The organism is Saccharothrix sp. ST-888 (genome assembly GCF_000955975.1).
GTDB lineage: Bacteria > Actinomycetota > Actinomycetes > Streptomycetales > Streptomycetaceae > Kitasatospora.
Window position 1 is genome coordinate 13,809 of sequence record NZ_JYJF01000002.1, and the last position, 13,756, is coordinate 27,564.

Annotated in this window: 16 protein-coding genes; 10 read left to right on the forward strand and 6 right to left on the reverse strand. The window is 73.0% G+C overall.

The annotated features are described in order from the left end of the window. Window positions 1–32 precede the first annotated feature (32 nt). The gene (locus tag UK12_RS01430; protein WP_197084457.1) at window positions 33–968 is read right to left on the reverse strand and encodes a GNAT family N-acetyltransferase; all 936 of its coding nucleotides are present in this window, start codon (window positions 966–968) and stop codon (window positions 33–35) included. Window positions 969–1,179: 211 nt separating this feature from the next. Here UK12_RS01430 and fdxA point away from each other — a divergent pair, with 211 nt between their 5' ends. Then, on the forward strand, window positions 1,180–1,503 hold the full coding sequence (fdxA, locus tag UK12_RS01435) for a ferredoxin (protein WP_045298581.1): 324 nt from the start codon (window positions 1,180–1,182) through the stop codon (window positions 1,501–1,503). An 80-nt stretch (window positions 1,504–1,583) separates the two neighbouring features. After that, window positions 1,584–2,660 (forward strand): succinyldiaminopimelate transaminase, encoded by a 1,077-nt coding sequence (gene dapC, locus UK12_RS01440; protein WP_197084480.1) that lies wholly within the window; start codon window positions 1,584–1,586, stop codon window positions 2,658–2,660. A 96-nt stretch (window positions 2,661–2,756) separates the two neighbouring features. Here dapC and UK12_RS40815 read toward each other — a convergent pair whose 3' ends face one another. Beyond that, entirely contained in the window at window positions 2,757–3,500 is a 744-nt protein-coding gene (locus UK12_RS40815; RefSeq protein ID WP_063838193.1) for a hypothetical protein, read from the reverse strand. A gap of 310 nt (window positions 3,501–3,810) precedes the next feature. Continuing rightward, window positions 3,811–4,785, reverse strand: coding sequence for a hypothetical protein (locus UK12_RS44275; RefSeq protein ID WP_082119215.1), 975 nt, complete (start codon window positions 4,783–4,785; stop codon window positions 3,811–3,813). A gap of 199 nt (window positions 4,786–4,984) precedes the next feature. Here UK12_RS44275 and dapE point away from each other — a divergent pair, with 199 nt between their 5' ends. Then, window positions 4,985–6,055, forward strand: a complete 1,071-nt coding sequence (gene dapE, locus UK12_RS01455) for a succinyl-diaminopimelate desuccinylase (protein ID WP_045298585.1) — start codon at window positions 4,985–4,987, stop codon at window positions 6,053–6,055. Between the two features lie 91 nt (window positions 6,056–6,146). Then, window positions 6,147–6,956, forward strand: coding sequence for a TIGR00730 family Rossman fold protein (locus tag UK12_RS01460; RefSeq protein WP_045298587.1), 810 nt, complete (start codon window positions 6,147–6,149; stop codon window positions 6,954–6,956). Window positions 6,957–7,001: 45 nt separating this feature from the next. Here UK12_RS01460 and folP read toward each other — a convergent pair whose 3' ends face one another. Beyond that, window positions 7,002–7,814 carry a dihydropteroate synthase gene (gene folP, locus UK12_RS01465; RefSeq protein ID WP_045298855.1) on the reverse strand — a complete coding sequence of 271 codons (813 nt, stop codon included), beginning with the start codon at window positions 7,812–7,814 and terminating at the stop codon, window positions 7,002–7,004. A gap of 158 nt (window positions 7,815–7,972) precedes the next feature. Here folP and UK12_RS37215 point away from each other — a divergent pair, with 158 nt between their 5' ends. Both UK12_RS37215 and UK12_RS01475 read left to right on the forward strand, forming a co-directional pair. Beyond that, entirely contained in the window at window positions 7,973–8,473 is a 501-nt protein-coding gene (locus UK12_RS37215) for a DivIVA domain-containing protein (protein ID WP_063838194.1), read from the forward strand. Continuing rightward, a complete protein-coding gene (locus tag UK12_RS01475) occupies window positions 8,470–9,045 on the forward strand; it encodes a DNA-3-methyladenine glycosylase I (protein ID WP_045298588.1) in 576 nt (191 codons plus the stop codon). Before UK12_RS37215 ends, UK12_RS01475 begins: the two co-directional genes overlap by 4 nt. A gap of 28 nt (window positions 9,046–9,073) precedes the next feature. On the opposite strand, the gene UK12_RS01480 is transcribed toward UK12_RS01475, so the two are convergent. Further along, window positions 9,074–9,874: an enoyl-CoA hydratase-related protein gene (locus tag UK12_RS01480; protein ID WP_045298590.1), complete on the reverse strand. Its 801-nt coding sequence runs from the start codon at window positions 9,872–9,874 to the stop codon at window positions 9,074–9,076. A gap of 292 nt (window positions 9,875–10,166) precedes the next feature. On the opposite strand from UK12_RS01480, the gene UK12_RS37415 reads away from it, so the two are divergent. Continuing rightward, window positions 10,167–10,334 (forward strand): DUF3117 domain-containing protein, encoded by a 168-nt coding sequence (locus UK12_RS37415; protein WP_014137929.1) that lies wholly within the window; start codon window positions 10,167–10,169, stop codon window positions 10,332–10,334. Between the two features lie 117 nt (window positions 10,335–10,451). Here the strand turns inward: UK12_RS37415 and UK12_RS01485 are convergent, their stop codons facing one another. Beyond that, window positions 10,452–11,024, reverse strand: a complete 573-nt coding sequence (locus UK12_RS01485; protein ID WP_269431982.1) for an O-methyltransferase — start codon at window positions 11,022–11,024, stop codon at window positions 10,452–10,454. Between the two features lie 361 nt (window positions 11,025–11,385). Here UK12_RS01485 and sigE point away from each other — a divergent pair, with 361 nt between their 5' ends. The 3 genes from sigE to UK12_RS01500 all read left to right on the forward strand — a co-directional run bounded on the left by sigE (window position 11,386) and on the right by UK12_RS01500 (window position 13,678). Further along, window positions 11,386–12,102 (forward strand): RNA polymerase sigma factor SigE, encoded by a 717-nt coding sequence (gene sigE, locus UK12_RS01490; protein WP_052681377.1) that lies wholly within the window; start codon window positions 11,386–11,388, stop codon window positions 12,100–12,102. Beyond that, the gene (locus UK12_RS01495) at window positions 12,099–13,070 is read left to right on the forward strand and encodes a zf-HC2 domain-containing protein (RefSeq protein WP_052681343.1); all 972 of its coding nucleotides are present in this window, start codon (window positions 12,099–12,101) and stop codon (window positions 13,068–13,070) included. Before sigE ends, UK12_RS01495 begins: the two co-directional genes overlap by 4 nt. Before the next feature lie 188 nt (window positions 13,071–13,258). Beyond that, a complete protein-coding gene (locus tag UK12_RS01500; RefSeq protein WP_045298860.1) occupies window positions 13,259–13,678 on the forward strand; it encodes a sec-independent translocase in 420 nt (139 codons plus the stop codon). The last annotated feature ends 78 nt before the right edge of the window (window positions 13,679–13,756 follow it).

The following is a 13,756-nucleotide window of genomic DNA, read 5'->3' on the forward strand; positions in this document are numbered from 1 at the left end:
GTCCGGGAGCGGTACTGCCGCAGGGGTCGGTCCTACCGCTGGGGAAGCTGGGCGTAGTGGTAAGTGTGACTCGTCCGGAAGCCGAGCCGGTCGTAGAGGGCGATCGCGCCGGTGTTCTCAGCCTCCACCTGGAGGTACGCGCCGCTCGCGCCCTCCTCGGCGGCCCGTGCGGCGAGCACCGCCATCACATCGGTGGCCAGCCCGGTGCGGCGCGCGTACGGGGCGACCTCGATCGCGCCGAAGCAGGCCCACGGCCCGTCGATCACGCAGCGGCCGATCGCCAACGGGGCGTCAGGCCCGGGGGCGGTGGCGAACCAGACCGAGGGCCCGCCGTGCAGCACCAGGGCGGCGGCCCGCTCCAGCTCGGCGTCCTCGCCGACCCGGCGGTACTGCGCGAGCCACTCGGGCCCGGCGGTCCTGGAGAGCCGCACCCGGTCGTGGCCGGTGCCCAGCCGGGTGAGCGGAGCCAGCGGTGCGGTGCGGACCAGGGTGGGGGCGTAGCGGGCGCCGAGCCGGTCGAGTTCGGCGGTGAGGTCCTCGGGCGAACCCGGGTCGACCACCTCGACGTACGCGGGGAGGCCGCGCTCCCGGTACCAGTCCCGGACGGCGGCCAGGGCCTCGGGCAGCGGACGTCCGGGGTCACCCAGCGCCTGGACCGAGTTGGCCCGTCGGGTGAATCCGGCCGAGGCCCGCAGCGTCCACTCGCCGAGCGCCTCCTGCTCCACCGCGGGCCAGCCCCGTGCGGCGATCCGCTGGAGTTCGACGGGACCGGTCTCGGGTGCCCGGGACGACAGGCGGGCCGGGAAGAGCGGTACGGCCTTGCCCGCGACCAGCAGTTTCTCAGGGAACGAGACCGGTTGGCCATTCCGTGGGACGACGGTCAGCCCGCGGTCGTCCCAGGATACGAGCACGCCGATCACATCGCGGAACACCGGACGGCCGTCCACGAACTCCGAAAGGCGCCGCACGGAGACCCGTCGTCCCACGTCAGAGCGGTCTATCCGAACCTCGGGGCGGGACCCGGCCGGATCTTGACCTGTCATCTGAGGCACCTCCTGTGCATTTGCGGGCTCTGACCCGCGATACTAGGGGTGGGCATCGACGACGCCGCGCTCACCCGCGCACGCGAGCAAGAGCAAACAGTTTGGGGCGCCAGCCCTTCCGAGGAGGAACGAAAGCGTGACCTACGTCATCGCGCAGCCTTGTGTCGACGTCAAGGACAAGGCGTGCATCGAGGAGTGCCCGGTCGACTGCATTTACGAGGGCTCGCGCTCTCTGTACATCCACCCGGATGAGTGCGTCGACTGCGGTGCTTGTGAGCCGGTCTGCCCGGTCGAGGCGATCTTCTACGAGGACGACACTCCGGAGGAGTGGAAGGACTACTACAAGGCGAACGTCGAGTTCTTCGACGACCTCGGTTCGCCCGGTGGCGCCTCGAAGCTCGGCCTGATCGAGAAGGACCACCCGTTCATCGCGGCCCTCCCGCCGCAGGGCGAAGAGTGAGCAGCTGAGCTGTGAGCACGACTGACACTCCGCACGCGCCGCTCCCGGGTCACCCGGGGGCGGCGCGCCGCGTCTCCGACCTGCTTCCCGTCTTCCCCTGGGACAAGCTGGAGCCGTACAAGCGCACGGCCCTGGAACACCCGGGCGGGATCTGCGACTTCTCCGTCGGCACCCCGGTGGACCCGGTGCCCGAGGTGATCCAGAAGGCGCTGGCCGCCCACACCGACACCCCCGGCTACCCGACCGTCTGGGGCCCGCTGGAGCTGCGCCAGGCGATCGCCGACTGGCTGCACCGCCGGGTCGGCGCCGAGATCGGGCCCGAGGCGGTCCTGCCGACCATCGGCTCCAAGGAGCTGGTCGCCTGGCTGCCGACCCAGCTCGGCCTCGGCCCCGGCGACCAGGTCGCGTACCCGCGCCTCGCCTACCCGACCTACGAGGTCGGCGCCCGGCTGTGCGGCGCCGAGCCAGTCGAGTACGACGACGTGGCCGAGCTCGACCCCGCGCGGGTCCGGCTGCTCTGGCTGAACTCGCCCTCCAACCCGACCGGCCGGGTGCTCTCGGTCGCCGAGCTCCGCCGCGCGGTGGAGTGGGCGCGCGAGCACCGGGTGCTGCTGGTCAGCGACGAGTGCTATCTGGAGCTCGGCTGGGAGGCCGACCCGGCCTCGGTGCTGAACCAGGAGGTGTGCGGGGGCGACCACGAGGGTCTGCTGGTGGTGCACTCGCTCTCCAAGCGCTCCAACCTGGCCGGGTACCGGGCCTCGTTCGTGGCCGGCGACCCGGTGGTGGTCCGGGAGTTGCTGGAGATCCGCAAGCACGGCGGGATGATAGTGCCCGCGCCCGTGCAGGCGGCCACCGTCGCGGCCCTCGGGGACGACGTCCACGTGGCCGAGCAGAAGGCCCGCTACGCCGCCCGCCGCACCGCGCTGCGGACCGCCCTGGAGGCGTACGGCTTCCGGATCGAGCACTCCGAGGCGAGCCTGTACCTGTGGGCCACCCAGGGCCGCCCCTGCTGGGAGACCGTGGCCGAACTGGCCGAGCTGGGCATCCTGGTGGCACCGGGCGACTTCTACGGCCCGGCCGGCGACCGGTTCGTCCGGGTGGCCTTCACGGCCACCGACGAGCGGGTGCGGGCGGCCGTGGAGCGGCTCACCCGCTGAGACACGCAGGGGCGCGGGGAACCGCGCGATCCGGCCCTCCACGGAGGTACCGGGTCGCGCGCGGTTCCCCGCGCCCCTGACGTGTTCGCGGCCGGGTCAGCCGCCGAGGCCGCCGAGCAGGTGGGTGACCTGGCTGGTGGGCAGGCCGAGGGAGTCCAGCGGGTTGTTGCCGAGGCTGGGCATGCCGCCGCCGAGGCGGTGGTCGCCGCCGTGGTGGCCGGTCAGCTGGCCGAGCGTGTCGGCCAGCGGCAGCGACTTGGTGACGCCGCCGGGGACGGCGTCGGTCACGGCGTCGGTGTTCGGCACGCCGCCGGTGGGCAGTGCGCTGGCCACCGTGGTGCCACCGGGCACGGAGTGGGTGAGGTTCTCCAGTCCGGCGGTGGCGGAGGCGCTGCGGGTGCCGGGCAGCGCGGGCAGGGCCTTGGTGGCCTCCGGGGCGAGCCGCTCGGTCAGCGCCGGGGTGGCCTTGGCGGCCACGGTGGCGAGCGCGCCGGTGATGGCGGCGGTCTTGCTGGCCGGTCCGGCGAGCTTGCCGAGGGACTGGTCGGTGTCCGGCAGGGCGGTGGCGACCGTCTTGCCGGCGGCGTCGGCGGTGGCCGGGACGCCCGCCTTCACGGCGGCCGCGCCGGTGGTGCCCAGGGCCTCGCCGAACTCGTGGGTCGCTCCCTGCACCGTGGTGGCCGAGCTCGGGGTGTCCAGCTGGGTCAGCCCGGTCCCCAGGTCGGTCGACGAGGGCACCAGGTCGGCGGCGGAGGCGGACCCGGCCCCGAGCAGAGGTGCCGCACCGGCCGCGACGAGCAGTGCGGCCTGGGCGATCCGGCGCGTGAGGGGGAGAGACATGGTGCTCCTAAGAGGTGAGTTCGTACCGTCCGGCGAACGGACGACGTGAATACCGCTGGAGGAGCGAGAAGGTTTCGGGCCGTACGGGTCAAACATTTCCAAAGATCGGACGATCAGCTTTGGGGCAATCCGGACGGATCGGCCATCCGGTGGAAGCCTGCGGAAACGTCACGTCCCTTGCCCGGCAAGGGCTCTCCGGCCGCTTTCCGCGGCCCGCCCGAACCCGGTGCGCCGGGCCTCGGACGTCCACCGGGCTTGACCGGAATCACCCGTCCGGCGGTAACCCGGCCATCTGTGCGTCAACCGGGCGTCAGCTCTTGGCCGGGGCGCCCAGGGTGACCAGCACCCGGTCCGTCGAAGGGGCGGCGGCACTCGCCTTCCAGCCGTCCGAGGGCCGGTCCACCCGCCAGACCTTGCCGTCGTACGCCACCGCGCCGATGCCCAGCTGCTGCGCCTGGGCCACCGACCACTGCGCCACCGCCCAGCCGCTCTGCCGCACCGCGTCCGGCCCGGAGTCGGTGCTCGCGGCCGGCTGCGGGGTGAGCGCTATCACCGTGCGCGGGTCCTTCTCGGCCTTGGCGGCGGGTGCCGAGGCGACGGTCTTGCCGAACTCCCGGCGGACCCGCGCGCCGACGTCCAGCGGCTGTCCCGAGGCGGTGGCCGAGGGGGACGGCGAGGGGACGGTCAGGTCGTCCACCACGCAGGAGAGCGAGGCCGGCTCGCGGCCGGTCAGCACCGAGGAGACCAGCGTGGCGTTGTTCTCGTGCTTGGCGTACGCCTGCGGGTAGCCGCTGCGCTGCACCTGCTGGGCCGCGTCGGTGAGCGGCATCCGGGCGTAGCCGGGGATCTTCACCAGGCCGTCGAGGAACTTGTTGGTGGCGTACACCGGGTCCATGATCTGGTCCACCGTGCCCCAGCCCTGGGACGGCCGCTGCTGGAACAGACCGACCGAATCCCGGTCGCCACCGGAGATGTTGTGCAGCTTGGACTCCTGCATCGCGGTCGCCAGCGCGATGGTGACGGCCCGTTCGGGCAGGCCGCGGGAGATCGCCACCGAGGCGATGGTGGCGGCGTTGGCCGCCTGCGAGAGGTCGAGCGTGCCCTTCCCGGCCTGGGTGGTGATGGTGCAGCCCTCCGGCGGCGCGATCAGCCGGTCCCGGTTGAGGTAGACCACCACGCCCGCCAGCACGGCCAGCGCCAACAGACCGATCAGCACCCGACGTACCGGCCGTCGTCGGCGGCCGCCCGCCTCGCCGTCCTGCCCGTCCGCCGCCATGTCGGTCACCGCTTCCCCTCTCGCCCCGCGCCCGTACCGTCGTCTCTGCGCTCGCACACCGTACCCACTCGGACGGCTGTACGGGGACGCCGGTTGCGCGGGCCCTGCCGGAGGGACCCTCGGGCGCGGCCCCGGGGCACCCGGCAGCCCGGCCGGCACTGCGCCCGGCCACCGTCCGGCCGGGCGCGCACGGCTACGCTAGGCGTCCATGAGCAGCCCACACACGCCTCTGGACCTGACCCTCGACGGCGGCGCACTGACCGCCCGGCTCGTCGACTTCCCCTCCGTCAGCGGCGACGAACAGGCGCTCGCCGACGCGGTCGAGAGCGCACTGCGGGCCCACCCCCACCTCACCGTCGACCGGTACGGCAACAACGTCGTCGCCCACACCAGCCTGGGCCGCGCCGAACGGGTGCTGCTGGCAGGCCACTTGGACACCGTCCCGATCGCCGACAACCTGCCGTCGTACGTCGAGGGCGACCTGCTCTACGGCTGCGGCACCTCGGACATGAAGTCCGGCGTCGCCGTCGCGCTGCGCCTGGCCGCCTCGCTCACCGAGCCGAACCACGACCTCACCTACGTCTTCTACGACTGCGAGGAGATCGAGGCCTCCCGCAACGGCCTCGGCCACCTGGCCAAGGAGCACCCCGAGTGGCTGAAGGCCGACTTCGCGGTGCTGATGGAGCCCAGCGGCGGCATGGTCGAGGGCGGCTGCCAGGGCACCCTGCGCGCCCAGGTCAGGCTCACCGGCACCCGGGCGCACTCCGCCCGCAGCTGGCTCGGCGACAACGCCATCCACCACGCCGCCGAGGTGCTCGGCCGGCTCGCCGGGTACCAGGCGCAGCGGGTGGAGATCGACGGCCTGGAGTACCGCGAGGGCCTCAACGCGGTGCGCATCGACGGCGGCGTGGCCGGCAACGTCATCCCCGACGAGTGCGTGGTGACCGTCAACTTCCGCTACGCGCCCAACCGCAGCCGGGAGGACGCCGAGGCGCACGTCCGCGAGGTCTTCGCCGGGTTCGAGGTCGCCGTCACCGACCACGCCCCGGGTGCGCTGCCCGGCCTCTCCCAGCCCGCCGCGCAGGCGTTCCTGGCGGCGACCGGCGGCCAGGCCCGGGCCAAGTTCGGCTGGACCGACGTGGCCCGGTTCAGCGCACTCGGCGTACCCGCGGTCAACTACGGCCCCGGCGACCCGAACCTGGCCCACAAGCGCGACGAGCACTGCTCGCTCAGCGCGATCGCCGAGTGCGAGGCCCGGCTGCGGGCCTGGCTCGCCTGAGTCCGCCGCCGCCGTCCCGTAGGCCTCGAAGGCACCCTGCGTTCTCCCGCCGTTCTCCGAAAAGGCGGAGCGGCGGGCGTAGGGTTTCGCCATGACAGGCACTGGCGAGGAAAAGCACTACGGCCACGGCCCCGAGCTGGCCGACACACCCGAGCGGAAGAAAGCCTGGCCGGAGAAGCAGAAGGGCCCGGTGCTGCTGCGCCGCGACCAGGTCGGTACCGGTACGACGGACCAGCGGCTGCTGGACACCACCGGGCCGACCGACTGGCTGCACACCGACCCGTGGCGGGTCTGGCGGATCACCTCCGAGTTCGTCGAGGGCTTCGGCGCGCTGGCCGAACTCCCGGCCGCGATCAGCGTGTTCGGCTCGGCCCGCACCTCCGTCGACTCTCCCGAGTACGCGGCGGGCGTGGAGATCGGCCGTGCGCTGGCGCAGGCCGGGTACGCGGTGATCACCGGCGGCGGGCCCGGTGCGATGGAGGCCGCCAACCGGGGTGCCTCCGACGCGGGCGGCCTGAGCGTCGGCCTCGGCATCGAGCTGCCCTTCGAGCAGGGGCTCAACGAGTTCGTCGACCTCGGGCTGAACTTCCGGTACTTCTTCGTCCGCAAGACGATGTTCGTCAAGTACGCCCAGGGGTTCGTGGTGCTGCCCGGCGGACTCGGCACGCTGGACGAACTCTTCGAGGCCCTGACGCTGGTGCAGACCAAGAAGGTGACCCGGTTCCCGGTGATCCTCTTCGGCAGCGCCTACTGGGGCGGTCTGGTCGACTGGCTGAAGAACACCCTGGTCGCCGAGAAGAAGGCCTCCCCGCACGATCTGGAGCTGTTCCACGTCACCGACGACGTGGACGAGGTGCTGGCGATCCTCGCCGAGAGCCGCCGCCCCAACGGCGACATCTGACCGTCGCCCGGGGTGCGGGCAGGACCCCGCACCTCGGGCGGTGCCCTACGCCAGGCCGCGGCGGGCGACCGCCGGGGGACGGGTGCCCCGGATCGAGGCGACCATGTCCAGCACCTGCCGGGTCTGGGCGACCTGGTGGACCCGGTAGACCTGGGCGCCCAGCCAGGCCGAGACCGCGGTGGTAGCCAGGGTGCCCAGCAGCCGCTGATCGACCGGCAGGTCCAGGGTCTCGCCGACGAAGTCCTTGTTGGAGAGCGAGACCAGCACCGGGAAGCCGGTCGCGGTCATCTCCGGCAGACGGCGGGTGGCCTCCAGCGAGTGCCGGGTGTTCTTGCCGAAGTCGTGGCCGGGGTCGATGATCAGCCCGTCCTTGCGCACGCCCAGTTCCAGGGCCCGCTCGGCCAGCCCGACGGTGACCCGCAGGATGTCCGCCATCACGTCCTCGTACCCGGTCCGGTGCGGCCGGGTCCGCGGCTCGACGCCGCCGGCGTGGGTGCAGACCAGGCCCACGCCGTACCGGGCGGCGACCTCGGCCAGCTTCGGATCGGCCCCGCCCCACGCGTCGTTGAGCAGGTCGGCGCCGACCTCGCAGACCGCCTCGCCGACCTCGTGCCGCCAGGTGTCGACACTGATCACCGCCTCGGGGTGACGCTTGCGCAGCTCCGCCACGAACGGGACGGTGCGGCGCAGTTCCTCCTCGACCGTGACCTCCTCGCCGGGGCCCGCCTTGACCCCGCCGATGTCCAGGATCGCCGCGCCCTCGGCCATCGCCCGGTCGGCGGCGGCGAAGGCGGCCTCGTCGGTGAAGGTGGCGCCGCGGTCGAAGAAGGAGTCCGGGGTGCGGTTGACGATCGCCATGATCACCAGCTCGTCCTCGCCGAACTCAACGGGGCCAAGGCGCAGTACCACCGGTGTCTCCTCCACAGCTCGCCCGGGTGCAATGATGGGCCCCGGCCTACTCCGGGACCATGATCCCACCTGTTTCCAAGGCCGGCTCGGAGACTGGAGGACAGCTCGTGTTCTGGGTGATCGTGGCGGCGATGGCCGTGGTGGTCGGCGGCGCTGCCCTGGTGGCGCTCGGCGGTGGCGGCAGCCTGCCGGAGGCGGTGCACGACCGGATCGCCGCCCGGCTGCCGCAGGACCGTCCGCTCAGCCGCCACGACGTGGACGAGATCCGGCTCCCGATGGCCCTGCGCGGCTACCGGATGGACGAGGTGGACGACGTGCTCGACCGCCTCGGCGCCGAACTCGCCTACCGGGACTCCCGGATCGCCGAACTGGAGGCCGCCGCGGCCGTGGCGTCCGCGGTGACGGCCGCGACCCCGGAGGGCGAGGAACCGCTGCCCGGTCTGGAGGACTTCGCCAGGGCGGTCGGCGCCTCGGGTGCCGCTGCGAAGGACGTCGCTGCGAAGGAGGCCGATGTGACGGACGTGGTCGCGAAGGACGCCGACGCGGCGGACGCCGACGTGCAGGACGCCGCACCGGACGTCGTCGCCAACGGGAAGGGCGAGAAGTGACCGGCGCCGTACCCGGCCCCGACGGCCTGCTGCGCTGCGGCTGGGGCCTGTCCACCGAGGACTACGTCGAGTACCACGACACCGAGTGGGGCCGCCCGGTGCACGGCGACGACGCCCTGTTCGAGCGGATCTCGCTGGAGGCGTTCCAGTCCGGGCTGTCCTGGATCACCATCCTGCGCCGCCGGGAGGGCTTCCGGGCGGCCTTCGCCGGGTTCCGGGCCGCCGAGGTGGCCGCCTTCGGCCCCGCCGACGTCGAGCGGCTGCTCCAGGACCAGGGCATCATCCGCAACCGGGCCAAGATCGAGGCGACCCTGGCCAACGCCCATGCCGCACTGGCGCTCGGGGCGGGCGGTCTGGACGCGCTGGTCTGGCGCCACGCCGGTGACCCGGACCGGCCGGCTCCCCGCACGCTGGGCGAGGTGCCGGCCGTCACGCCCGAGTCCACGGCGCTGGCCAAGGAGCTCAAGAAGAACGGCTTCCGCTTCGTGGGCCCGACCACCGCCTACGCCCTGATGCAGGCGTGCGGCCTGGTCAACGACCACCTGGCCGACTGCCACGCCCGCACCTGGTAGCCCCTCGGCGGGCGCCCGGCGAAAGCGCTCAGCGGCCGAGGTAGACCGGCTTCTCCTTGGCGAGGAAGGCGTCCACCGCGATCCGGTGGTCCGCGCTGGCCCCGGCCAGGGTCTGCAACTCATCCTCCTTGTCGAGCAGTTCGCTCAACGAGTGCGAAGCGCCGTACGCCAGCGACTCCTTGATCGCGCCGTACGCGACCGTCGGACCCTCGGCCAGCCGCTTGGCGAACTCCCGCGCGGTGTCGGCGAGTTCCGCGGCCGGTACGACCTGGGTGGCCAGGCCGAGCCGGAGTGCCTCCTCGGCCTTCACCGTCCGCGGCAGCATCAGCAGCTCGGTGGCCCTGGCGTGCCCGACCAGCCGGGGCAGCGTCCAGGAGGCGCCCGAGTCCGCGGTGAGCGCGACCCCGGCGAAGGAGGTGTTGAACCCGGCGCTGTCGGCGACGATCCGGAAGTCGCAGGCGAAGGCCAGCGACGCGCCCGCGCCCGCAGCCACTCCGCCGACCGCCGCGACGGTCGGCTTGCGCATCCCGGCCAGGGCCCGGACCAGCGGGTTGTAGTGCTCGGCGACGGTCCGCAGGGCACCCTCGCCGGTCTCCTCCTGGCGCTTGAGCAGGCCCAGGTGCTCCTTGAGGTCCTGGCCGACGCAGAACGCCTTCCCGCCGGCACCGGTGAGCAGGACCGCCCGTACCGCGCTGTCCTCGGCCGCGGCGGTCACGGTGTCGCGCAGCGCCGCCTTGGTGGGCACGTCCAGGGCGTTCATCGCGTCCGGGCGGTTGATGGTGATGACGGCGAGGCCGCCGTCGAGCTCGTACAGCACGGAGTCGGACATCGGCGAGGGCTCCCCGGGTCTCAGGTGGTGGGACGGTGTCAGCATGCCCGAGCGGGCGGCCCGCCGGGGAGTGTGAGGTGCGGCACCTTTTCGCGCCGGGTGGAGTACTGCCCTGATGAGGCTTCCGGCGGTCGGCGCACGGTTCGGACGGGTGCGGTCGGGCCTGCGGAGGGAGTGATGTTGGTCATCGGGTCGCCGTATGCGGGATAATGGCTTCCGATCAATGCGTTCGATACCGGCGGTGGACGGACTGCCGGTGCGTAGCTGAGCGGTTGCAGGAAGGGGAACGAGCATGGCGGCCATGAAGCCGCGGACGGGTGACGGCCCGCTCGAGGTCACCAAAGAGGGGCGAGGCATCATCATGCGAGTTCCGCTCGAAGGCGGCGGACGCCTCGTGGTGGAGCTCACGCCCGATGAGGCCGATGCCCTGGGCGAGGCCCTGAAGAAGGCCTGCGGCTGACGCGGCGGGTGCTCCCCTCATCTCCCGGAGATGATGCGCACAGAGCCCGGGTCCCGGACACACCGGACCCGGGTTCTGCGCTGTACGGGGGGACTTGGGACGGGCTCCGGGCGGGCGTCAGCGTTTGACGGCGCACAGCAGGCCGTCGCTCACCGGGAGCAGGGCGGGCAGCAGCCGGTCGCTCTCCCGGATGTCGCGGACCAGTTCGCGCACCGCGTCGGTCTGCGGGTCGCCGTGGTCGGGTTCGGCCAGCCGGCCCTCCTGGAACACGCCTTCGAAGCAGACCATGCCGCCGGGTCTGAGCAGGCGCAGCGACTCCGCCAGGTACTCCTGCGACTCGGCCGGGTCGCCGTCGCAGAACACCAGGTCGTACTGGCCGTCGGCGAGCCGGGGCAGCACCTCCAGGGCCCGTCCGGGTATGAAGCGCGAGCGGTTGGAGGCGAAGCCCGCCGCATGGTAGGCCTCCCGGGCGAGCTGCTGGCGGACCGGTTCGGCGTCCACCGTGGTGAGCACGCCGTCGCTGCGCATGCCGCGCAGCAGGTAGAGGCCGGAGACGCCGGTGCCGGTGCCGATCTCGGCGACCGCCTTGGCGTCCAGCGCGGCCGCGAGCAGCCGCAGACAGGCGCCGCCGCTCGGTCCGATCGCGCGGATGCCGGTCCTGGCGGACTGGGCCCGGGCGTAGGTGAGCACCGCGTCCTCGCCGATGTAGGTATCGGCCAGAGCCGCGTGAGCGGGCCCGAACTCGCTGATGGCTGCCTCTTTCAGAGCGCCGGCTGTCGGCCTGGTGGCGGCCGGATGTCGATATTTCCTGCCACAGATTACTGGCCGCCCGGGAACCGCGTTCGATGACCGGCCGTTGATCCCTGAGGAACGGGCGGTCGGCCCGGGTGGCGACCCGATCGAGCACTTTTATCCAGATCTGACGGGTGAGGTGGATATGGTGGTGGCCCTGCTGGGCAGAAGAGCCGACCGAGGAGGTGTGGCCGAGGGCGACGTCCCTGTGCGGCGGCACCTCCGCGGCACCACGTCGGCCCGTACGCCGAAGCCCGTGATGAACCAGTCTGCGCACTCCCCCCTGGACAAGTCGACGGCAGCCGACTCCGCGATGGCCGAGGCCCCCGCCGCGCTCGCGACCTTCGCCGAGGGCCCCGACGCGCAGACCTGGACGCCGCCCAGCTGGGAGGAGATCGTCGAGGCGCACAGCGCCCGGGTCTACCGGCTGGCCTACCGCCTGACGGGCAATCAGCACGACGCCGAGGACCTGACCCAGGAGGTCTTCGTCCGGGTCTTCCGCTCGCTCTCGACCTACAGCCCCGGCACCTTCGAGGGCTGGCTGCACCGGATCACCACCAACCTGTTCCTGGACATGGTGCGCCGCCGCCAGCGGATCCGCTTCGACGCGCTCGGCGAGGACGCGGCCGAGCGCCTGGCCAGCCGTGAGCCGAGCCCGGCCCAGCACTTCAGCGACACCCACTTCGACGCCGACGTCCAGCAGGCGCTGGACACCCTGGCGCCCGAGTTCCGCGCCGCCGTGGTCCTCTGCGACATCGAGGGCCTCTCGTACGAGGAGATCGCGGCCACCCTCGGGGTGAAGCTGGGCACCGTGCGCAGCCGGATCCACCGCGGCCGTTCGCACCTGCGGGCCGCGCTGAAGCACCGTGCCCCCGGTTCCGCCCCCGGGCGGGTCCGGCGCGGCGGTACGGCGGAGCCGGTCGCGGTCGGTGTCGAATCGGGCCCGTCCGGCGGGAGTGAACGGGGGCGCTTGTGAGTGGCGCCAACCTTTCGGGCTCCGGACGCTCCTCGGGAGCGGGGCCGGACGCCGCGGGCAGGCTGCGACGCGGGGCCGGCTGGGCCCAGCGAGGCCGCCGCGGCGAGCCGGAGCGCCGTACCCCGGACGGCCCCGAGCTGCGGGCGGTCGCGGTCCGTACCGGCGAGCCGGCGGCCGAGGAGCACCACCTGGGCGACCGGCTGACCGCCTTCCTGGACGGCGAGCTCGGCCATGACGCCCGCGAGCGGGTCCAGGCTCATCTGGCGACCTGCCCCGAGTGCCTGGCCGAGGTGGACGAGGGCCGCGCGGTCAAGCAGCTGCTGACCCGCACCGGCACCCCGGCGCCCTCCACGATGCTGATGTCCCGTCTGCTGGCGGTCGCCGCGCTGCCGGACGACGAGCCGGGTCCCGGAACCGGCCCCGGCCCCGGTGCCGGTGAGGTCGCGACCGGGACGATAGGCGGCAGCCGGCTGACCGGCGGTTCGTTCGGGCGCGGGGCCGGTGCCTCGTTCGGCGGTGGGGCGCTGGGCGCCGACACCCCGCTGCCCGGGGTGGACCCGCGGGCCGGCCGCTCGGGCTTCCTGCGCCGTTCCCCGGCTGTCCTGGACGGGCCCGCGCGACTGCCCGCCCCCACGCCGCTGGCGGCCCTGGCGGAGCCGGTGGCGGCCCGTCCGGTGCGCGGGCGCAGGTTCGTCTTCGCGGCGGCCGCCGGGGCGTTCTCGGTGGCCGCGGTCACCCTCGGCGGGGTGGGCGGCCTGTCCTCCGGCGGCGACGGCGGGCAGCACGGCAACACCGTCACCCCGGCCCGGGGCACGGGCGGCCAGCTGGTGCCGATGACGGTCCAGCAGCCGGTGGACTTCCCGGTCTTCCCGGCCCGGGCCCCCTTCGGCGCCGGGTCGGTCCCGCAGGCCCCGTACGGAGTCCAGACGCAGGTCGCTCCGCCACCTCGCCAGCACGAGCTCCGTTAGCCTTCCGGGCCCCGGACCGCGCCGGTGCGGTCCGAGGCCCGGCGGACTTCCCGCGGGTCGGCCATCGGCCGGTCTTTGCCACCGCTTCATCCTGCGGTGGGACACGGACCGGGCCGGTGGCCATTACGCTGTACAGACCGTTGTCCGCAGAGCTCATCGGGTTCGACCACCAGGAGCTGGGAGCTTACGTGTTCACAGACATAGGCCTACCTGAGGTCCTGACGCTGATCGTCATGGGCATCGTGATCTTCGGGCCGGACAAGCTTCCCAAGCTGATCCAGGACGTCACCGGCTTCATCCGCAAGGTGCGGACCTTCGCGGACGGCGCCAAGGAGGACATCCGCAACGAGCTGGGCCCGGAGTTCAAGGACTTCGAGTTCGAGGACCTGCACCCGAAGACCTTCGTCCGCAAGCAGCTGCTCGGCGGGAACGAGGACCCGCTGGGTCTGAAGGAGATCCGGGACGGCCTGGACATCAAGTCCGTGCTGAACGACGAGCCGGCACCCGCCATGACCAGCGCAAAGCCGGATCTCACCAAGACCGCCGCCCCGGCCGCCGTCCCGCTGTCGGAGGGCGAGCGTCCCCCGTTCGACATCGACGCGACCTGACGGGTCACCAGTTCGCCCCGCCCGACAGCGCAGCTGGGCGGGGCTTCGCCGTGTCCCCGGTTATGGTGTCGAGTGCCT